Raw genomic sequence first — 19611 nt, 5'->3', positions numbered from 1 at the left:
CGGCGTTACCCTCATCGAGTGTCCGACTTCAGCACCGCCGACGCCACGCCCGACCTGCCACTGATCCACTGGGTGGACGAGGCCCACGTCACCAGAGAGCCGGTTCCGGCCCAGACGCTGCTCGGCTGGATCGACGCCGGTCACCTGCCGGCAGAGACCCCGGCATGGTGGGATGGCCTCGACGGTTGGACGACCGCCATCGAGCTGAGGGCGATCGTCGCACCCCAGGCGGGCGCCGCCGCCGAGCCCACCGCCGATGCCCAGCCAACCGCCGGGGACACCCAACCGACAGCCGGGGATACACAGCCGACATCCGGGTACACACGACCGACAGCCGGGGATACACAGCCGACCAGCGGCGCCACCCAACCGGCCGTCCCCGCGATCGACGAGCCCGACGACCAGCCGCGCCCCGCTCCGATGACGCCGGGATCGCTGACCGAGCGCTTTGACGATCAGGATCTCGACGACACCTTCATGGAGCTGGTCGAGCGCAGCTCGGAGATCTATAAGGAGTCCGAGCAGGCCACCTCGGTGGACGAGGTGTTTCTGGGAGGCGTGATCGCCGCGCTGGGCGACAGCGGGTACGTGCTGATCGACATCCTCACCGGGGGTTCACTCCGCAACGCCGGTGCCACATCGTCGACCACCCAGGTGGCGCTGCCCTTCAACCGTCATGAGCTCCGCTTCGAAGATCCGGCCACCGGCGCTCGCGTGGCGCTCGTGCTCGATCACCTCACGCCCGACGTCGGCTCGGCCAAGGTGCTCGGCCAGCGCGCCCGCATCCAGCTCGGCTACGGCCAGCGGGTTCCCAACTTCGGCCAGGTGGGCCGGGCCCTGCGCCAAGAGATGGCTTCGACGTTCGTCGTGTCCCCCGAGCCGGGTCGGGTGACCTTCGACGCCGACCTCTCCAGCGGGTTCGTCTACTGCCAGGTCGACCTGCTGTGGGAGCTGGACCGCTATGTCGACGACTCGATGGACGTCGATGCCGATCTGCTCCGCAAGCACCTGGCCGCGACGGTCCACACCCTCCGCAAGTTTCTTCAGCTGCGCTTCGCCGGCTGATCATCCACCTTCAACGGGAGTCCTCCATGGGCCTGTTCGACACCGCCACCGGCTACCAACACAAGGCCGAGCTTCGCGAGTCCAAAGACGAGATCCTCGTCGGCGAGCTGATCCGAGGCCTCTCTGCGCTGGGCTGGAACCCCTATCGGCTGATCGCCGACTCCGACCGTCAGGCGGTGGGGTTCAAGGTGCCCGCCGACCCGGTGATCTCGGCCTACTCGCTGACCGTCGACCGCAAGAGCGGATCGGGCATGATCACCCAGAAGCTGGGCTCCCGGACGGTGCTCGGGTTCGTCGCCGAGATTCACAACAAGGTGGTCGACCCCGACGATCTGGCCACGATGTGGCGCACCGACATGGCCAACCTGTTCAAGTTGCCCGTGGCGGGCGAGGTGCGCATCAACCACCAGCTCAACCGCGTGGTCGCCCGCACACACCATCTGGTGGACATCGATTCCTACGTCGACGGCACCAACGTCAACCTGGGCGCCCTGGTCGAGTGGACCCAGACCCAGTTCCTTGCGCTCCGTGAGCAGCTGCTCCCGCTGAAGAAGGGCTGACCAGCGGACGAACTCGCTGGGGGCCGGGCCGGTCGTGCACCTAGGTTGACGCGATGTTGACTCAACCGGGGCTCACCTCTCCGGGCGTCGCTCCGAGCGGCTCCCACCCCCTCCGCCGGCTGTGGAACTTCGCCCAGGCGGATCATCGGGCGGTGATCGTCGGCACCGTCCTGTCGGTGCTCAACAAGTTCTTCGACGTGCTCCCCGAGCTGCTGATCGGTGTCGCGGTCGACGTGGTCGTCCGGGGCAACCAATCGCTGGTGTCCGACTGGTTCGGTATCGAGGACCGCTGGTCCCAGCTGCTGCTGCTGGCCGGGGTCACCGTCGTCATCTGGGTGTTCGAGTCGATCACCGACTACGCCTCGTCGATCGTTTGGCGCAACCTGGCCCAATCGGTCGAGCACACCGCCCGCTCCGACCTCTACCGCCACCTGCAGACGCTGGAGCTGGCCTGGTTTGAGGACCGGTCGTCAGGCGGCTTGTTGTCGGTGGTCAACGACGACGTCAACCAGCTGGAACGGTTTTTGGACGTCGGGGCCAGCGAGGTGATCCGCACCGCCACCAACGTCGTGTTGGTGGGCGCCTTCTTCTTCATCGTGTCGCCGACGCTGGCCCTGGTCGCCTTCTTGCCGATCCCCTTGATCATCGCCGGCTCGCTGCGCTACCAGCGCCGACTCGAGCCCCACTACGCAGCGGTTCGTGACAGCGTCGGTGACCTCTCGACGACGCTGACCAACAACCTGGGAGGCATCGCCACGATCCGGTCGTTCGTCGCCGAGGAGCGGGAGGCCCGCCGGGTCGACCGCCTCAGCGAGAACTACCGCGACGCCAACCGTCGGGCGATCAAGGTGTCCTCTGCGTTCGTTCCTCTCATTCGCATGGCGATCCTGGCGGCGTTCACCGTCACGCTGCTCGTCGGCGGCCGGGCGGCGATCGAGGGCGCCTTGGCGGTCGGGCTGTTCTCGACCCTGGTGTTCATGACCCAGCGATTGTTGTGGCCGCTCACCCGCATGGGCGAGGTGATGGACCTTTACCAGCGGGCGGCCGCCTCGGTCGTCCGCATCCTCGACCTGTTGGCGGTGCAACCCGGCATCCGCCCGGGAGCTCGGGAGCTGGCCGCGCCCGTGCGTGGCGCCGTGCGCTTCGACCGGGTGGACTTCGCCTACGGCGCAACCGCGGCGGCGCCGGGTGAGCGCCCCGAGGCACACCCGGTGCTGTCCGGGTTCGACCTCGACATCGCGGCCGGCGAAACCCACGCCCTCGTCGGCACCACCGGGGCGGGTAAGTCCACCGTGCTCAAGTTGCTGCTCCGGTTCTACGAACCGACCGGCGGCACGATCAGCATCGACGGGATCGACACCGCCGAGTTGGGCTTCGCCTCCCTTCGGGGCGCGATCGGCTATGTCAGCCAGGACACCTTCCTCTTCGACGGCACCGTCGCCGAGAACCTGGCCTACGGTCGCCCCGACGCGCCCCGGGAGGAGCTGGTCCGCGCCGCCGAGTTGGCCGAGGCCGGCGACTTCATCCGGGCGTTGCCCCACGGCTACGACACCAGGGTGGGCGAACGGGGCCAGAAGCTGTCGGGCGGCCAGCGCCAGCGCCTGTCGATCGCTCGGGCCATCGTGGCCGACCCGGCCATCCTCGTGCTCGACGAGGCCACCTCGGCGGTCGACAACGAGACCGAGGCCGCCATCCAGCGGTCGCTGGCCAAAGTGTCGGCCGAGCGCACCACGCTGATCATCGCCCACCGCCTGTCCACCGTCCGCTGGGCTCATGCCATCCACGTGCTGGAGGCGGGCAGGATCGTCGAGTCCGGCACCCACGACGAGCTGCTCGCCGACGGCGGCATGTACGCAGCCCTGTGGCGGGTGCAGACCGGCGAGGCGGCCCTCAGCGGTTGATGAGGGCTTCGAGGGCCTGCCACTGCTCGGGGGTGATCACCGACGGGTTGCCGATTCGGGGCACCCGCCGCACCTCGAGGCGGCGCAGCACCGGCACGCCATCGGTGCGCTCGACCTCCACCGGTCGAACGAGCACGTCCAACGCAACCTGCACCCTGGGCCTCGGTCGATCCCGGGCGGCCGTGCTGACCCAACGGTGGTCGTCCACGTCGCCCGGTTGCAGCTCACAGCGGTCCGGTCGCTCGATCACCGTGCCGGCGGCCACCACGCCGGCTGGGCCCGTCCACCCTCGGGTACGCCACAGCACCACCGGATCCCCGGGCTCGATCAGCTCGACCCGGTAGGTGGACGCCAGCCGCCAGGACGTCGGCACCTCACCCGCCGCCAACGCCCCCTCCAGGTCCCACACCCCGGGGGCCGCCTTGAGCAGCCAGCCGGCGATACGGGTGCCGTCTCGCAGCGTGCGCTTCAGCGGCGCTTCCAGAACTTCCAGCGGGGCCCCTTGGCCTTTCGGCTGCGGTCGGCGTCCACCTCGGAACGGATGCGGGGGCCGGCCTCGTTGACGATATCCTCGGCCTCGTCGAGCAGCGCACCGATCGACGGGTCCTCGCCGACGCTCTTGGGTGCAACGGGGGTGGGGGGCGTCACCAGCGAGCCGTGGGCCCAATTCACGTCGGCCATCCGCGGCGTGTACGACGAACAGTCGTCGGGGCAGCGCCACGGCGCCTCCGGCGCCAGGTCCAGGTCGCACTTCCGCACGGTATCGCCGTTGGGGTAGCTGCGGCTCTCGAAGTATTTACAGTTCTGCCGCATCGTCATCGTGGGCGTCCTCCCGGGGTCGACCTCAGGATATTGGCTGATCGCGTCGCTGGGTCGACACCACCGACGTCCCGGTGCGGGTGACGGCGCGCCGTCGACGGTCGCACCTCGGTCACTAGGGTGGGTTGCGTGCACCAGCAGTTCAGCTCCGTCACCCCCCGGGACCACCTGGACGAGGACACGGCGACACCTGACGGCCAGGAACACGGCGCCAGGGAACACGGTGCTTCCGATCGTCGCACCATCTCCTCTGAGGCCACCGGCCATCACGCCGCCGACCCTGGCGCCGCCGCTGCGGCGGCGAGGTGGCGTCGGCTGGCTCCGCTGGCCGTCGGCGGGCTGACCGCTGCGGCCACCCTGGCGGTCACCTGGTGGAACCCGAGCGACACCGGGGCGCCACTGTGCCCGTCCAAGTTCGTGTTCGGCGTCGACTGCCCGTTCTGTGGCACCACCCGCGCCACCGCTGCGCTCGCCCGAGGCCAGTTTGGCCGGGCCCTCGACCACAATGCGTTGTGGGTGGTGCTGATCCCCTTCATCGGTGTGGCGTTCGTGCTCTGGGTGGTCTCGGCATTCCGCGACCGGCCGATGCCCACCGTGTCGCTGCCCCGCTGGGCCTGGATCGGGCTCGGGGTGGCGTTCGTCGCCTTCGGCGTCTCCAGAAACCTCGACGTCACCGCGTTCACCCGCTGGCTGGGTGCCGACGCCGGAGCGCTCTAAGCCGTTGGCACCCGAAGCGTCGTCTGAGGCTGCCGGGCACCCGCCCACCTCACGTCAGGGAGCGGTCGGCCCGATCACCCGCAGCGTCTCGTGGTACCAGCGGGCCTTCTCGACGTAGGTGTCCACACCGGAGGCCCACTGCTCGTAGGAGGCCACACCCTCGGTGCACACCGCCGGGATCCCGAGCGCCCGGGCCTGGGCGGGCACCGACTTGTTGTTGCCGACCAGGGCGCCGGCCCCGACCAGGGCCTCCTCCCCCACCTCGGCGTGGTGCAACACGATCGAGCCGGAACCGATCAGCGCCCGGTTGGCGATGCGACAGCCCTCGAGGTGCGCGTTGTGGCCGACGGTGACCTCGTCGCCGATCGTGGTCGGCGACGATGGGATGGTGTGCACGATCGTGCCGTCCTGGACCGAGGTGCGGGCCCCGACGATGATCGGCCCGTTGTCGCCGCGGAGCACGGCGGTCGGCCACACCGAGCTGTGCTCACCGATGGTGACGTCGCCGATCACCACAGCGTCGGGGTGAACAAACGCCGATGGGGCAATGGTTGGGGTCGAGTCGCCGATCGCATACAGCGTCATCGCGTCACGAACCCCTGAGTGTTTCGGCGTCGGTGAACCCGCCGTAGGCACGGCGGTGGAAGATCAACGGTCCCAAACCATGATCGGCGTTGGCCTCGAAGGCCTCCACCCGGCCGATAACCAGATCGTGATCGCCCGCCGGATGGATGGCGTCGATCGTGCAGTCGACCCACGCCGGTACGCCGTCGAGCACCGGCGCACCGCTCACCGGCGCGCTGGAGTGGCTCAGCCCAGAGAACCGGTCGCCGGGACTCGACATTTGCGAGGACAGCTCGCGCTGATCGGTGCCGAGGATGTTGACGCAGAACGACCCGACCAGCTTGATCGCCGCCCAAGTGGACGAGTTTCGTCCGGCGGCGAAGCCCACCAGGAGCGGGTCAAGCGACACCGAAAAGAACGAGCCGACCACGAAGCCGACCGGGCCGGCCTCGGTGCGCGCCGTCACGACCGTCACCCCGGTGGGAAAGTGCCCCAGGCACTCCCGAAACGCCGCAACGTCCGCGCTGGTGACCACTGGTTCCTCCCCTGCTGTCACGGCCCCTCGAGGGGCCGGGTCGGCCAGTGTAGTTGAGGGTCCCAGTCCGGCCGTGAGGGCCCTCAGCCGTCGATGAGCAGCGTCGGGGCCGCTGCGTCAACCGGACGTGGTGCGGTCTCGACGGGCTTGGGCGCCTCCATGGCGACGGTCAAGCCCTCGGCTGCAGCGAAGGTCTCCTCGACCCCCAGCTCGTTGCCGAGCAACCGGGCCGCGGCGGTCAGCGCATCGATCGATTCATCGTCGTGGCTGGGGTCGTGATGAAACAGCGCCAACCGTCGGGCACCGGCCTGCGCCGCGACGTGCACGGCGTATTCCACCGTGCAATGGCCCCAATCCGACTTGGCGGCGAAGTCGGCGGCGTCGAACTGGGCGTCGTGGATCAACAGGTCGACGTCGCGCACCAGCTCGAGCACACCGGGCGCCACCTCGGTGGCGTCGGGCCCGGGTTGCTGGTGATCGGGCACGTACCCGATCGACATACCGGCGACGTCGATGCGGTAGCCGAGCGTCCTCCCGCAATGGGGGACCTCGGCGGAGGTGACCCGGGCATCACCCACCGAGAAGGGCCCCTCCGGAGTCGAGCGGACGGTGATGTCGCCGCGCAGCGCGTCGAGCGAGACGGGAAAGAAGGGAGGGCCCAGAAACGTCCGAATGGCCGAATCGGCATCGAGGCCGCCGCCTTCGTGGTCCGTTGCCGGAGCGACGATCTCAAGGCGGGCACCCTCGGCGAGGACCGGCGAGAAAAACGGCAGGCCCTGCACGTGGTCCCAATGCAGGTGGGAGACCAAGGCGGTGCCCGCGAAGGGCGTCGTGTGGTCGTGCGTGCGCCCAAAGAACCGCAGGCCGGTACCCATGTCGAGGATGATCGGGGCAACACCAGGCCGTTCGAGCACCACGCAGGAGGTGTTGCCGCCGTAGCGCTGCACCCCCTTCTCACAGCTGGGAGTCGAGCCCCTCACCCCATAGAACGTGACGTTCAGCGTGGCGGCCCTCCTAGCCTCGTGCTGTTGATCGCCCGGAAAGCCCCGAGCGCATCGGTCCCCAACCCCAGTGTCGCAGGTGCTGAGGCGCCCCATCGAACCGAGTCATCCTCCAGTACCCCCATGCTGGGAGGATAAACGGGCGGACGTGACCAAGGGGTGTGACTTTCAGCACTCGGCGGTAGGGGCGGGCGGTATCCTACGGGCGACGAATCATTTCCGGCGATCGATGGCCCAGGGGGATCGATGACCCAGACCGACACCCTCACCGTCGTCGTCAAGGCGGACTGTCCCACCTGCGTCATGGCGGCACCAGCCCTGCGCACCCTGGCCGACGCCGGCGTCGAAATCGTCTCCCAAGACGATCCCGCTTTCCCGGGCGGCATCGATCACGTCGTCGACGACACGACCCTCGAGCGATCGGCCGACCTGGCGATCGAGGTGGTGCCGACCCTGGTGCGCTTCACCAATGGCATCGAATCGTCTCGGGTCGAGGGTTGGGATCGGGCCCGCTGGACCGAGGTGTCCGGCATCGCCGGCCTGGGTGCCGACCTGCCCGAGCGGCGGCCGGGCTGCGGCTCGTTGACCCTCGACCCGAGACGCGCCGACGAACTGCTGGTGCGCCAGCGCGCCGGCACGCTCGCCAGCCGCCGGGTGACGCTGTCCGCCCTTGAGGACGACGTCGATGCCTTCGACGCCCGGGGCTGGGGCGACGGCCTTCCGGTGGTCCCGCCCACCGAGGCGCGGGTGCTGCGGATGCTGGAGGGCACCGATCGTGCGCCCGACGAGGTGGTGGCCGTCGTGCCGCCCGACCTCACCCCGGCGACGGTCGAGAAGGTGGCGATCAACGCCGTGCTGGCCGGGTGCCGGCCCGAGTACCTCCCGGTGGTACTCGCCGCCGTCGAGGCGGCGTGCACCGACGAGTTCAACATGCACGGGCTGCTCGCCACCACCTGGTTTGCCGGCCCGATGGTGGTGGTCTCTGGGCCGGTCGCCCGGGACATCGGCATGAACGACGCCATGAACGCCCTGGGGCAGGGCAACCGAGCCAACGCCACAATCGGCCGAGCGCTGCAGTTGATCGTCCGCAACGTCGGCGGCGGACGCCCGGGCGGCGTCGACCGGGCCACCCTGGGCAATCCGGGCAAGTACACGTTCTGTTTCGCCGAGACGCCACCCGCGGATTCCGACTGGCCCAACCAGGCCGTCGAGCTGGGCGAGGACCCCGCCGGGTCGGCGGTCACCCTGGTGGCGGCCGAGGGCGTGCGGGGCATCATCGACCAGCTGTCGCGCACCCCCGAGTCGCTCGCCCGCTCGTTCGCCGAGGTGCTCGCCGGCGTCGCCCATCCCAAGCTGGCGATCGCCTTCGACGCCTCGCTGGTGATCTCGCCCGAACACCTGCGGGTGTTTCGGGAGGCGGGTTGGACCAAGGGCCGACTCCGCCAGGAGTTGGCCACCCTGCTCACCCTGGACGGGGCCCTGCTGGCGCGTGGCGCCCGGGGCATCGCCGAGGGCATGCCCGAGGCTTTCTGCACCGGCACCCTTCCCAAGTTTCGAGATGGGGGGCTGACGATCTTTCAGGCGGGCGGCGGCGCCGGCATGTTCTCGGCGGTCATCGGTGGCTGGGCCGCCGGCGAGATGGGCAGCTCGCCGGTGAGCCGGCCGATCGGCACCGCATCGCCGGCCACCCGATGACCTCCACCCCGACGATGCAACCAACGAGCGAGGAGCGATCACGATGACGTCGACCCCACCGGCCACCGGCGAACGGACCGTCCTCGACCCCACCGGGGAACGATCCGAGGCCACGCGTGAACTCAGCGAGCGGCCACCCTCGCTCGACGGGCTCACCGTCGGGTTGCTCGACATCTCCAAGGCACGGGGTGACGTGTTTCTCGACCGGGTCGAGCACGCCTTCGGCGAGCGGGGCGTCACCACCAGGCGCTACCACAAGCCGACCTTCACCAAACCGGCGCCCACCGACCTGCGGGCCCAGATCGCCCGGGAGTGCGGGGCGGTGGTCGAGGCGTTGGCCGATTGAGGCAGTTGCACGTCGTGCAGTGTGCACGACCTCGACGACCTGGAGCGCCGGGGCATTCCGTCGGTGTTCGTGGCCTCCTCGGAGTTCATCGATGCCGCCGACACCCAGCGGGCCGCCCTCGGCTCACCGGTGCGCGGCGTGTTCGTCCCCCACCCGATTCAGGACCGCACCGACGACGAGATGACCGCGCTGGCCGACGCCGCCGTCGAGGAACTGATCGCCGCTCTCACCGCGACCACCGCGTAGTCGCCACTCCCGCGTCAAGGAGCGGCCAGAGGCACTCCCCAACCAGGCGAGGCCAACCGGGAGAAACAGTGACGGTCACCAGATGCAGTTGATCCGCCGGTGCTCGGTGGCCCAGCTGCAAATTCTGGCGTCCTTGGTCAGCAGTGGGACACCGAGCGACTGGGCGGTGGCGACCAGGACGCGATCGACCGGGTCTCCGGGAAACTCGGGCAGCTCTCCCGCCGCCACCGCGATCGCGGGCGTGAGCGGCGCTTCTTCGGTGGCCTCCTGGGCAAGCACATCGTTGGCCCACGTGGCTGTCGGCCGGTCGAGCTCGATCCGACCTTTGGTCACCAACGTGGCGACCTCCCAGAACGAGATGGGGCTGATGAGCAGCCCGTCCGCATCCACCATCGCGCGGGCGGCGGGTTCGGACAGCAGGTCGGGGTCGGTGAACCACCACAGCAACGCATGGGTATCGACCAGCATCCGCTTAGACATCTGAGCTCCAAACTTCGCCGGTCGAGAACAGCTCGTCCTCGTCGGGTGACACGATGGTGACCGAGCCCTGGAGGTCGGCGGGTGGATCGATGGGCACCAGCTTGGCGACCGGGCGGCCGCGTTTGGTCACCACGACCTCCCGCCGGGTTTCGGCCACCTCGTCCAACAACGCAAGGCACTTGGCTTTGAACTCGCTGGCCCGGATCTCGGTGTTCATGCACCTACTCAACCATGGTCATTGACCATGGTCAACAAGACTCGGTCAGCGACCGGTTGGGGGTGGGCCGATATAGCGGGAGCTGGGACGGATCAGCTTTCCTGCAGCCGCCTGCTCCACGATGTGGGCGCACCAGCCGGCGGTGCGGCTGACGGCAAAAGTCGGGGTGAACATGTCGCGCGGCAACCCGGCGGTTTCCATCACCACCCCGGCGTAGAACTCCACGTTGCTCGGCAGCGGACGTCCGGGCTTCAGCTCGGCCAGTGTGACGAGGATCTCGGCCTCGATCGCCACCGCCCGCTCCACCAGCGGACCGCCCAAACGTTCGGCCACCTCCCGCAGCAGGCCCGACCGAGGGTCCGATGCCCGGTAGACGGCGTGGCCGAACCCCATGATCCTGCGCCCTGTTCCCACCTCCCCCCGCACCCAGTCGGCCGCCCGCTGCGGATCGCCGATCTGGTCGAGGGCGTCCAGCGCCCGGCTGGGCGCTCCACCGTGCAGGGGCCCGGCAAGCGCGCCGAGGGCGGCGCTGACGGCGTCGGCCACGTCGGCGCCGGTCGAGGCGACCACCCTTGCGGTAAAGGTCGAGGCGTTGAACCCGTGATCCAGCGTCAGTATCAGGTACTGCTCCACCGCCCGGGCGTCGACCGGCGTCGGCACCACGCCCGTGGTTTCGTACAGGTAGGACGCAGCGTGTCCAAGCGACGGGTCCGGCTCGACCGGCGGCTCGCCCCGACCTCGGCGGTTGAGGGCGGCCAGCACCGGTGCCACGATGGCGGCCAACCGCAGCGACTGCTCCCGACGGCCGTCATCGTCGAGGTCGATCACCGGTGCCAGGTTGAGCACCTGGCTGCTCGCCGACAGCACGGCCCGCAGCTTGGCCAGCGGCGGCGCGTCCATGGCGGCGACCACCTCGATCAGTGGCTTCAGGCCTTGCGGCACCCGTCGCTGCTCTGCCAGCGATCGCCGAAACTGCGCCAGTTCGTCCGCCGACGGCAGCCGGCCTTCCCGGATGAGCCACCACACCTCTTCGAAGCTGCGGGTGCGGGCCAACTCGATGGCGTCGTAAGCGCCGTAGTGGAAGTAGCCCTCATCGCCATGCACAGCGCCGATGGCGGTGTCGGCCGCCACCACACCGTGAAGGCCGGGGGGAACATCGATCAGTTGCTCGGTCATGAGGTCGAGTGTCACCCGGACCCGACCAGGAATCAACGTTGACTCGATCAACGTTGACCCGATCAACCGATCCGGTCAGGCTCGGGGGATGAGCACGTTGGTCAAGGCCGGCGAGGCCGCCCGCATCCTCGGGGTGTCCAAGGCCACCCTGTACGCCTACGTCAGCCGGGGCCGAGTCGGCCGCAGCACTGCAGCCGACGGACGCACCTCCCTGTTCGCCCTCGACGAGCTGGAGGCGCTCGCCGCTCGGGGCCGCCGGAGCGAGCAGGTGCCGAGGCCGACGATCGACGTCCAGATCACTTCGGCGATCACCGTCCTCGACGAATCCGGGGTGAGCATCCGGGGCCACGACCTGGGTGAACTGGTCGTCGACGGCCAGTTCGAGGACGTGGCCGAGCTGCTGTGGACCGGCGAGTGGTCGCCGGGCACCACGTGGCCGGCGGCCCATCGCGGCGACCTGGCACGGGTATCGGCCATGGCCGACTCGGCCCTGACGCCCATCCCCCGATTGGCGGTCGCCGCCCACGTCCTCGATGCCGCCCACCCAGGAGACGACGCCCCCACCGCCGCCCGGCGGTTGTTGGCCGTGGCGCCCGGAATGTGCGGCTCCCGGCGCACCAGGGGCCGGTACGCCCACCGGCTGGCTGGCGCGTGGCGCACCGACCCCAATTCCGAACTGGTGCATGCGGTCGACCTGGCGCTGTGCCTGCTGGCCGACCACGAGCTGGCCACCTCGACGCTTGCCGTGCGGGTCGCCGCGTCGGTGCGGGCCAGCCCGTATGGGGCGATCGCTGCGGGCCTGGCCACCGTCGACGGAGCCCTGCACGGCTCGGCCTCCCGCGAGGCCCACCGCTTCCTGGAGGAGTGCTCGGCCGACGGCCCCGCTGTCGTCGTCGCCCGCTCCCGCGACGGGCGCCGACGGGTGCCCGGGTTCGGGCACCCGATCTATCGCGGGCTCGACCCCCGATTCGCTTCGCTGCTCGCCGCCGTACGGCAGCTGGACACCACCGGCGAACGCATGGCCATCGTCGACGACGCCATCGCCACTGTTGGCCAAGCCATGCCCCAGCAACCCAACATCGACCTGGCTCTCGGCGCGCTCACCTGGGTGGCCGACCTCGATACCGACGTGCCCATCTTCGCCGTCGCCCGCATCGCCGGGTGGGCCGCCCACTACGCCGAGGAGCTCGACGAGCGGCCCGTCCGCTACCGGGGCCTCGCCCGGACCCCATGACGACCGCCGACCGGCATCCGGACGAGCCGCTTCGGCGGGAACTCTGCCGCTATCGCGCGCTCTACGACGCGATAGCGGCAGAGTTCCGGGAGTACACGCGATTCGGCGCAACTCCCCCCGTGGGGTAGGACCACGATATGGAATGGTGGAGCGCTCCGGGTGATGCGTTGGCCCGCCTGGCGTTCAGCCGGGCGCTCGCCGGCGTCTACCTGCTGGCGTTCCTCGCTGCGCTGAGACAGTTCCGACCGCTGCTGGGCGAGCGCGGCCTGATGCCGATCCCCCGCTACACCGCCTCCTCGCCGTTCGCTCGGTCGCCCAGCGTGTTCCACCTGCACTACAGCGACCGGTTCTTCGCCGCATGCTGCTGGGTGGGCATGGTGTTGGCCGGGCTGGCGGTGGTCGGAGTGGTCGACCGGGCGCCGCTCTGGGGCTGGATGATCATCTGGGCGGTGCTGTGGGCGCTGCAGCTCTCCATCCTCAACGTCGGCCAGCGCTGGTACTCCTTCGGGTGGGAGACGCTGCTGGCCGAGGCCGGGTTTCTCGCCATCCTTCTTGGACCCGCCGACGTGGCCCCTCCGCTGTTGATCATGTGGGCGCTGCGGTGGCTGCTGTTTCGGGTGGAGTTCGGCGCCGGCCTGGTGAAGATGCGCGGCGACCGATGCTGGCGAGACCTGACGTGCCTCGACTACCACCACGAAACCCAGCCGATGCCCAACCCGCTCAGTTGGCGCTTTCATCACCTGCCCACGCCCCTGCACCGGACGGAGGTGCTGGCCAACCACATCACCCAGCTGGTCGTCGTGTTCGGACTGTTTGCGCCCCAACCGTTCGCCACCGTCGCTGCGCTCGTCATGATCGTCACCCAGGGGTGGCTGATGCTCAGCGGCAACTTCGCGTGGCTCAACCTGTTGACCGCCACGCTGGCCCTGTCGGTGCTCGATGACCGGTTGCTCGCCTGGATCCTGCCGATCGACCGGCCGGTCGACCTGGCCAAGCCCGTGTGGCTGGGCGTGCTGGTCGCCGTGGTGGCGCTCGGCCTGGCGGTGCTCAGCTATCAGCCGATCCGCAACCTGGCCTCGAAGCGCCAAGCGATGAACGCCAGCTTTGATCCGCTGCGGTTGGTCAACACGTACGGGGCTTTTGGCAGCGTCACCAAGGAGCGTCGGGAGGTGATCCTCGAGGCGACCGACGATCCTCAACCCGGGCCCGACACCGTGTGGGTCGAATACCGGTTCAAAGCCAAGCCCGGCGACGTGACGCGACGGCCGCCGCAGTTTGCGCCGTACCACCTGCGGCTGGATTGGCTGATGTGGTTTGTCGCCATCTCACCCAACTACGGCGCCGGCTGGTTGCGGCCGCTGATGTCCCGCCTGGCCGCCAACGACGCCGGCGTGCAGTCGCTGCTGGCGTACTCCCCCTTCCCCGACGAGGGCCCCACCTACGTGCGGGCCCTCGTCTACCGCTACCGCTTCACCACCGCCGAGGAACGACGCTCGACCGGCGCCTGGTGGCATCGCACCTATCTGGGCGAACTGATCGGCCCGGTCAAAGGTGCGAGCTGATCGCTCGCTACTCGCCCCGATAGTCGCCGAAGCTCCAGAGGTTGCCTTCGGCGTCGGCCACCGTGCCGCCCCGACCCCCGTAGTCCTGGTCCTCCATCGTGCGGAACGCGGTGGCACCGGCGGCAAGCGCACGGTCGAACGCAGCGTCGGGGTCGGCGGTCACCACGTAGACGGCGCCGCAGCCGGTCGGGCGCTGCGAGAACTCGTTGGCCTCGCGGTTGGCGGTGCCCAACATGACGCCGCCACCCTCGGGCCAGCGCAGCTGGCTGTGTTCGATGACCGTCTCGTCGTGCTCGTTGGGCACCACGATCGACCTGGTGAACCCGACGGCGAGGAGAAACTCGATCGCCGCCGGCGCATCATCGTAGATCAAGGTGGGCCAGACCGTGCTCGACGGTTCGGTGGATGCTGGGTCGCTCGATGCGTTCATGGCCTCATCCTGGCGGCTTCGAAGTTCCGGGTCTTGAACAAATGGGATCGGTCGGCGGGCGCCGGGGTTGGCAGGGGCAGGTCAGCGACCCGGGATGGCGAGCATCACCAGCGTGTCGTCGCGCATCCACTGGGTTGGCGCCGCCCCGGCCAGCGCCTTCCACTCGCGGCTCAGGTGGGCCTGATCGGCGTAGCCGCAGGTCGCAGCCACGCTGGCCAGGGAGGGGCGCGTGGGTGCCTGCAGCAAGCCCTTGGCGTGTTCGAAGCGCAGCACCCGGCTCAGCACCTTGGGGGTGAGCCCGTACTGCGCCGCGAACCGCTGGGTGAGGTGGCGTCGGCTCCAGCCGACCCGGTCGGCCACGTCTCCTACCTGTGCCAGGCCCCGGCCCGCCACCAGCAGCGCCCAGGCGTGTTCCAGCTCGGACGGGATCTCGGCCTCGACGTTCAGCTCCCGCAGCAGGACGGCGTCGAGCGTCGTCCAGCGCTCCGCCCAGCCTCCGGCCTCGGAGAGGCGTTCGATGAGCTCGGCGGCAAACCGGGGCACCACCGTCTGCAGGTGCACCGCCGTCGAGCCCAACTCCGCCGCCGGCACTCCGAAAAGCGCCCCGGCGCCTCGAGGGGTCACGTCCAGCTGCACCCCGTGTTGGCTGCCGTCATGGCGAACGAGCGCCGGCGACGCATGCAACCCGGCCAGCATCGCCCAGTAGCGATCGCGCTGTTCGTGTTCGATCGTGGTGGTGACGTCCAGCGGCTCGTCGAAGGCGACGATGAACGTCAGGGACTTCGACGGCAGACCCATGTGGACGCCGGGCTCGGCACCCTCGATGCGGTAGCCGGTGTAGGTCGACACGTACGGGCGCAGCCGAGGGTGCGGTACCCCCGTCGCAAAGTCGTTGACCAGCGTCCCCACCCGGCCAGCCTACGACCCGATGCGCTTTCTGCGATGTCCCACGACGACGCTCCCGGCGAGAACAGCGATCACGACGAGGACCATCCCGGCGACGAGCCCTCTCGAACGGTCAATCCCGGTGTGACTCGCTGCGGACGTCGACGCTGCGACGGCAGCGACCGCTGCCAACGCGGCGGGCGGGGTCACGCCCACGCGTGACCATGGGATCGGCTCGACGGCCGGGACCCAACCGCTGGCGCGGGGCAGCTGCACCTCGCTGGCGGTGAAGTAGGCATAGCCGCCCCCCGACCAGGCCCCCCCCTCGGCCTGGGGCTCCGGCCTCGACGGCGCCACGCAGGGGGCTCCCTCCAGTGCCTCGGCCACGGACTCGTCCAAGGATCTGGTGAAGGCCAGCACCTGCTGGTAGGTCCGCACCAGGATGATGCTGCCGTCTGGCGAGATGTCAGCGGCGGTCACCAACGTGGAGGGAAGCGGTGCCACCGGGGTGGGCGCGTCCGCCTCCGGTGCGAGCACATCAAACACCCCGACCGTCTCCATTGCGACCGGGGTACCGGTGAGCAGTTGGTCGGCCTTGGCCGCGAGGACCGCCGACCGGCCGCTGACCTCCTTGGTGATGATGACCAGGTCGCCCGACCGCGGGTCGACGAGTAACGCTTCGGCGTCGGCAGGCCCGGTGTCGTAGCGCAGATCGATGGCCTCGGCGCCCTCGAGCGTGCCGTCGCCCGCCGGGACGACGTCCGGCTCGGGCACCCGGTACACCGTGAGGTGATCCCGAGCGGCGAGATTGTCGCCAATGTCGCCGATGTAGAGGTAGGAGCGGTCGCTGTCCGGCCCCGGACCGGCTGCGATGTCCTCCCAATCGACGGCCTCCGCCCCGGCGACCGCCCACCGCCCGATCGTCTCGCCGGCCTCGTTCATCGCCAACAGCCGGGGCACGTCGCCCGAATCGTTGTGGGCCCAGAGCATTCCTGGGAACGCCCGACTTGCGATGAGGCCGGAGAGCTCATCGAAGTCCTCAGCCTGGACAACCCCGGGGGGCGAGTCGAGTTCGAACCGATCGCAGGTGTCCTCAGAGGCGGACGCAGGACCGGCCGACGCTGCGCCGATGGCGACACCGATCACGACCGCTGCCACGCTCGCGAGGATCCGGCGCACCGCCGCTCGGGTCGTGCCCGCCGGGGTCAGGCCGCAACCGGTCGACCGGTCAGGCCGATGGCGGGTCCCGCCGATCATCAGATCGTCGACGCCCGAACGGGATCACCGCTCAAGTGCACGGCGTCACCGGTCGTCGACACCAGCCCTTCGGCCACCAGCTGTTCGAGGGCCTCGACCACCCGCAGGTCGTTCGTCGTCGGAAACGACACGGGCTCGGGGGCGAGGAGTGCGGCGGCGCGGGCAGCCAGGTCATCGCGCTGGGTCGGGCCGTCGGCGAGTACATCGAGCACCCGGCCCCGGGCCTCGCGCATCGACCCCTTGTACGAAGCCTGGCGCACCGACACCCCGGCCGACTTGGCCGCCGGATCGGGTTCGGGCCAACCGTCGAGCGCCCACCGGCACTCGGCCGCCAGCGGGCAGGGCTCGCACGATGGTGCACCCGGCCGGCACAGCAACGCCCCCAGGTCGAGCATCGCCTGGTTCCAGGCCCAGCCCTCCCCCTCCGGTACCCAGCGGTCGGCCTCGGCCTGGGCCTGCCGGGCACCGAGGCGAGCGCCGCCCACCCGGGCGAGGATGCGACCCGAGTTGGTGTCGACTATCCCGACGTCCGCCTCGTGGGCGAAGGCGAGAACGGCCCGGGCGGTGTAGGGCCCGATCCCGGGCAGCGCAAGCAGGCCATCGAGGGTGGACGGCAGTTCGCCGCCGAGTTTGGGGTCGGCCACCACCGCCTGGGCGCTGCGGTGCAGGTTGGCTGCCCGACGCGGGTAGCCCAACCCCTGCCAGGCGCGCAGCACCTCGGCCAACGGTGTGGTGGCCAGCGCGGTCGGCGTCGGCCAGCGCTCCAGAAAAGCGTGCCACCGGGGCACCACCCGGTCGACCTGGGTTTGTTGGGCCATCACCTCGGCCACCAACACGGCCCACGGGTCGCGTGTGTTGCGCCAGGGCAGCTCACGCCGGTGCAGCGCCCACCACCCCAGCACTCCGCTCTGGTCGACCGGTGGGGTCATGCCCGTAGGCGGCACCAGTAGATCTTGGTGTTGTAGGGGATCGTGATGCGGTCCAGGCCCCGGGTGTCGGGGTGGGTCGCAACCAGCTCGGCCACCTCGTCGAGCACGTGTTGGTGCCGGTCGGGCGGCAACGCCGCGATGAAGCTGGTCGATCGGGTGCGCTCGACGATCAGCTCGGGCGTCCCCGACTGTTCGTGGGGCACCGAGCGGTACTCGAGCGGCTCGAAGCTGCCCGACTCGGCCACCACGTCCTCCCACAGACGCTCGCGGTGGTCGGAGTACGGCCGGCCGCCTCCGAGTTCGGCCACCAGGTCGCCCCAGCGGTTCATCCAGTCGACGTCCTCGTCGCGGGCGTTCCACACCATCAACAACACGCCACCGGGCCGCAGCACCCGGGCGATCTCGGCCAGCGCTGGTTGGGGGTCGAACCAGTGGAACGCCTGGCCGACCGTGACCGCATCGACCGAGGCGTCCTCGAGCGGAAGGTCCTCGGCGGTGGCGTTGAGGATGCTCACGCTGGTGACCCCGGCCTTGTCCAGTTGCCGCTCGAGCTCCTCGCGCATGCTGAGCAACGGCTCGACGGCGGTCACGTAATAGCCGCTGTCGAGCAACTGACGGGTGAGGATGCCGGTGCCGGCGGCCAGGTCGCAGACGTGCGCGTCGGATGTCGGCGGCAGCAGGCCCATGAGGGTCTCCATCACCGCTGCGGGATAGGCCGGTCGCACTTTGGCGTAGGAGCCCGCCTGTCGGCCGAACCCCACCGCTGCGGCCGGTTCCACCCCGTCGCGGTGTAGGTCGTCGTCGTCCAACTCGGTGCTACCGGTTTTTTCGGTGCCGGTCACCCCAGTCCCCATCACCCGATCCTACGACGCCGCCCAACGTGGGTGGCCGGGATCGCAAGGCTTTCTTTGGCAGTCCTGCCCCGGGCAGGCCTTCGCTGACCTGGCGGCAGTCGCCGGGCGCTGGAAGAGGCTTTGCGTCTGGGAGAAAAAGGCTACCGCTCGGTAACATGGCGCCATGACCGACGTCGCCGCACCCCCCGTCACCCCCGACCTCACCGCCGCCGCTGCCGCCCTGGATGTTGGCCAGGCCGTCATCGACTCGGCCGTCGGCCGGTTGGCCGAGGACGGCATCGATGCCAACCAGGTGTTGGCCTACGACGTCGCCCACGCCGCCGCTGCGCTGATGTGCGGCCGGGGGCTGCTCGACTATGGCTCCAAGGGCGACGACGAGGGCCTGATTACCGCCGCGTTCATCGCCGATGCGCTGGCCGAGCTGGGTGCCAAGCTGTTCGGCCGGGAGGCCGAGTGGGGTGTCGCCCCCGATGCGCTCGACGGCGCCCGGGACTTCGTGGCCACCTACCGGGCAGCGGACTTCCTCGCCTCGCTGGCCAACACCGACGGCCCCCGCCACCTGGGCGACGACTTTGAGATGGTGCAGGACGCCTTTCGCCGGTTCGCCGAAGACAACATCATGCCGATCGCCGAGGAGATCCACCGCCACAACGGCGACATCCCCGAGGAGATCGTCACCGGCCTGGCCGAGATGGGTGCGTTCGGCCTGTCGATCCCCGAGGAATACGGCGGCTTCGCCTCCGGCGGCGCCTCGGACTACATCGCCATGGTCGTCGCCACCGAGGAGCTGTCCCGCGGCTCGCTGGGCGCCGGCGGCTCGCTGATCACCCGCCCCGAGATCCTCGCCCGGGCGCTCATCGCCGGCGGCACCGAGGAGCAGAAGCACGAGTGGCTGCCCAAGCTGGCCGCCGCCGAGGTCATGAACGCGGTCGCCGTCACCGAGCCCGACTACGGCTCCGACGTGGCCGGCGTGAAGGTCACCGCCACGCAGACCGACGGCGGTTGGCTGCTCAACGGCGTGAAAACCTGGTGCACCTACGGCGCCCGCGCCGACGTGCTGATGGTGCTCGCCCGCACCAACACCGATCGCTCGGTGGGCCACAGGGGCCTGTCGATGTTCATCGTGCCCAAGGAGCGC

General features: G+C 69.8%; 22 protein-coding genes. 9 read left to right on the top strand and 13 right to left on the bottom strand.

Annotated features, from left to right (window positions below; translation table 11 throughout):
- Positions 1-18 precede the first annotated feature (18 nt).
- From PKD89_RS11275 to PKD89_RS11265, 3 genes are read left to right on the top strand one after another with little or no spacing between them, the layout of a single operon-like run.
- The gene (locus PKD89_RS11275) at positions 19-1065 is read left to right on the top strand and encodes a hypothetical protein (protein ID WP_287379053.1); all 1047 of its coding nucleotides are present in this window, start codon (positions 19-21) and stop codon (positions 1063-1065) included.
- A 26-nt stretch (positions 1066-1091) separates the two neighbouring features.
- The gene (locus PKD89_RS11270) at positions 1092-1625 is read left to right on the top strand and encodes a hypothetical protein (RefSeq protein WP_287379054.1); all 534 of its coding nucleotides are present in this window, start codon (positions 1092-1094) and stop codon (positions 1623-1625) included.
- A gap of 53 nt (positions 1626-1678) precedes the next feature.
- Entirely contained in the window at positions 1679-3526 is a 1848-nt protein-coding gene (locus PKD89_RS11265) for an ABC transporter ATP-binding protein (protein WP_287379055.1), read from the top strand.
- On the opposite strand, the gene PKD89_RS11260 is transcribed toward PKD89_RS11265, so the two are convergent.
- Entirely contained in the window at positions 3516-3935 is a 420-nt protein-coding gene (locus PKD89_RS11260; RefSeq protein ID WP_425591248.1) for a hypothetical protein, read from the bottom strand. The genes PKD89_RS11265 and PKD89_RS11260 overlap by 11 nt on opposite strands.
- Before the next feature lie 59 nt (positions 3936-3994).
- Positions 3995-4345, bottom strand: coding sequence for a hypothetical protein (locus PKD89_RS11255; protein WP_289012054.1), 351 nt, complete (start codon positions 4343-4345; stop codon positions 3995-3997).
- A gap of 129 nt (positions 4346-4474) precedes the next feature.
- On the opposite strand from PKD89_RS11255, the gene PKD89_RS11250 reads away from it, so the two are divergent.
- Positions 4475-5062 carry a DUF2752 domain-containing protein gene (locus PKD89_RS11250; protein ID WP_289012022.1) on the top strand — a complete coding sequence of 196 codons (588 nt, stop codon included), beginning with the start codon at positions 4475-4477 and terminating at the stop codon, positions 5060-5062.
- A gap of 54 nt (positions 5063-5116) precedes the next feature.
- On the opposite strand, the gene PKD89_RS11245 is transcribed toward PKD89_RS11250, so the two are convergent.
- From PKD89_RS11245 to PKD89_RS11235, 3 genes are all read right to left on the bottom strand, one after another.
- Positions 5117-5647 (bottom strand): gamma carbonic anhydrase family protein, encoded by a 531-nt coding sequence (locus PKD89_RS11245; protein ID WP_289012020.1) that lies wholly within the window; start codon positions 5645-5647, stop codon positions 5117-5119.
- A gap of 4 nt (positions 5648-5651) precedes the next feature.
- The gene (locus tag PKD89_RS11240) at positions 5652-6161 is read right to left on the bottom strand and encodes a flavin reductase family protein (RefSeq protein ID WP_289012018.1); all 510 of its coding nucleotides are present in this window, start codon (positions 6159-6161) and stop codon (positions 5652-5654) included.
- An 83-nt stretch (positions 6162-6244) separates the two neighbouring features.
- Positions 6245-7141 carry an MBL fold metallo-hydrolase gene (locus tag PKD89_RS11235; protein ID WP_287379060.1) on the bottom strand — a complete coding sequence of 299 codons (897 nt, stop codon included), beginning with the start codon at positions 7139-7141 and terminating at the stop codon, positions 6245-6247.
- 267 nt (positions 7142-7408) lie between these two features.
- On the opposite strand from PKD89_RS11235, the gene PKD89_RS11230 reads away from it, so the two are divergent.
- Positions 7409-8857 carry a thioredoxin family protein gene (locus PKD89_RS11230; RefSeq protein ID WP_289012014.1) on the top strand — a complete coding sequence of 483 codons (1449 nt, stop codon included), beginning with the start codon at positions 7409-7411 and terminating at the stop codon, positions 8855-8857.
- A 43-nt stretch (positions 8858-8900) separates the two neighbouring features.
- Positions 8901-9449, top strand: coding sequence for a UGSC family (seleno)protein (locus PKD89_RS11225; protein ID WP_287379062.1), 549 nt, complete (start codon positions 8901-8903; stop codon positions 9447-9449).
- Positions 9450-9524: 75 nt separating this feature from the next.
- Here PKD89_RS11225 and PKD89_RS11220 read toward each other — a convergent pair whose 3' ends face one another.
- Genes PKD89_RS11220 through PKD89_RS11210 form a run of 3 tightly spaced genes read right to left on the bottom strand, consistent with a single transcriptional unit; the run spans position 9525 to position 11322 of the window.
- Positions 9525-9929 carry a type II toxin-antitoxin system VapC family toxin gene (locus PKD89_RS11220; RefSeq protein WP_289012012.1) on the bottom strand — a complete coding sequence of 135 codons (405 nt, stop codon included), beginning with the start codon at positions 9927-9929 and terminating at the stop codon, positions 9525-9527.
- Positions 9922-10146, bottom strand: coding sequence for a type II toxin-antitoxin system Phd/YefM family antitoxin (locus PKD89_RS11215; protein WP_287379064.1), 225 nt, complete (start codon positions 10144-10146; stop codon positions 9922-9924). Before PKD89_RS11215 ends, PKD89_RS11220 begins: the two co-directional genes overlap by 8 nt.
- Before the next feature lie 45 nt (positions 10147-10191).
- On the bottom strand, positions 10192-11322 hold the full coding sequence (locus tag PKD89_RS11210; RefSeq protein ID WP_289012010.1) for a citrate synthase: 1131 nt from the start codon (positions 11320-11322) through the stop codon (positions 10192-10194).
- 88 nt (positions 11323-11410) lie between these two features.
- On the opposite strand from PKD89_RS11210, the gene PKD89_RS11205 reads away from it, so the two are divergent.
- Together PKD89_RS11205 and PKD89_RS11200 are read left to right on the top strand one after the other, a co-directional pair.
- Positions 11411-12556, top strand: a complete 1146-nt coding sequence (locus tag PKD89_RS11205) for a citrate/2-methylcitrate synthase (protein WP_289012009.1) — start codon at positions 11411-11413, stop codon at positions 12554-12556.
- Positions 12557-12693: 137 nt separating this feature from the next.
- Positions 12694-14118: a lipase maturation factor family protein gene (locus PKD89_RS11200; RefSeq protein WP_289012008.1), complete on the top strand. Its 1425-nt coding sequence runs from the start codon at positions 12694-12696 to the stop codon at positions 14116-14118.
- Between the two features lie 7 nt (positions 14119-14125).
- On the opposite strand, the gene PKD89_RS11195 is transcribed toward PKD89_RS11200, so the two are convergent.
- The 5 genes from PKD89_RS11195 to PKD89_RS11175 form a co-directional block, all read right to left on the bottom strand.
- Positions 14126-14548, bottom strand: a complete 423-nt coding sequence (locus tag PKD89_RS11195; RefSeq protein ID WP_289012007.1) for a VOC family protein — start codon at positions 14546-14548, stop codon at positions 14126-14128.
- Positions 14549-14629: 81 nt separating this feature from the next.
- The gene (locus PKD89_RS11190) at positions 14630-15457 is read right to left on the bottom strand and encodes a helix-turn-helix domain-containing protein (RefSeq protein ID WP_289012006.1); all 828 of its coding nucleotides are present in this window, start codon (positions 15455-15457) and stop codon (positions 14630-14632) included.
- A gap of 9 nt (positions 15458-15466) precedes the next feature.
- Positions 15467-16591, bottom strand: coding sequence for a hypothetical protein (locus PKD89_RS11185; protein ID WP_324332443.1), 1125 nt, complete (start codon positions 16589-16591; stop codon positions 15467-15469).
- 98 nt (positions 16592-16689) lie between these two features.
- On the bottom strand, positions 16690-17619 hold the full coding sequence (locus PKD89_RS11180; RefSeq protein WP_289012004.1) for an A/G-specific adenine glycosylase: 930 nt from the start codon (positions 17617-17619) through the stop codon (positions 16690-16692).
- Positions 17616-18473 carry a class I SAM-dependent methyltransferase gene (locus tag PKD89_RS11175; protein WP_289012003.1) on the bottom strand — a complete coding sequence of 286 codons (858 nt, stop codon included), beginning with the start codon at positions 18471-18473 and terminating at the stop codon, positions 17616-17618. The genes PKD89_RS11180 and PKD89_RS11175 overlap by 4 nt, the downstream gene beginning before the upstream one ends.
- Before the next feature lie 163 nt (positions 18474-18636).
- Between PKD89_RS11175 and PKD89_RS11170 the strand changes: the two genes are divergently transcribed.
- Positions 18637-19611 (top strand): acyl-CoA dehydrogenase family protein (locus PKD89_RS11170; RefSeq protein ID WP_324332442.1); only part of this gene is annotated, 975 nt, incomplete at its 3' end.

It is taken from the genome of Candidatus Neomicrothrix sp. (genome assembly GCF_035329545.1).
Lineage (GTDB): Bacteria > Actinomycetota > Acidimicrobiia > Acidimicrobiales > Microtrichaceae > Microthrix > Microthrix subdominans.
Note: the sequence above shows the minus strand (reverse complement) of the source record. Positions and strands in the feature narration are given on the sequence as shown.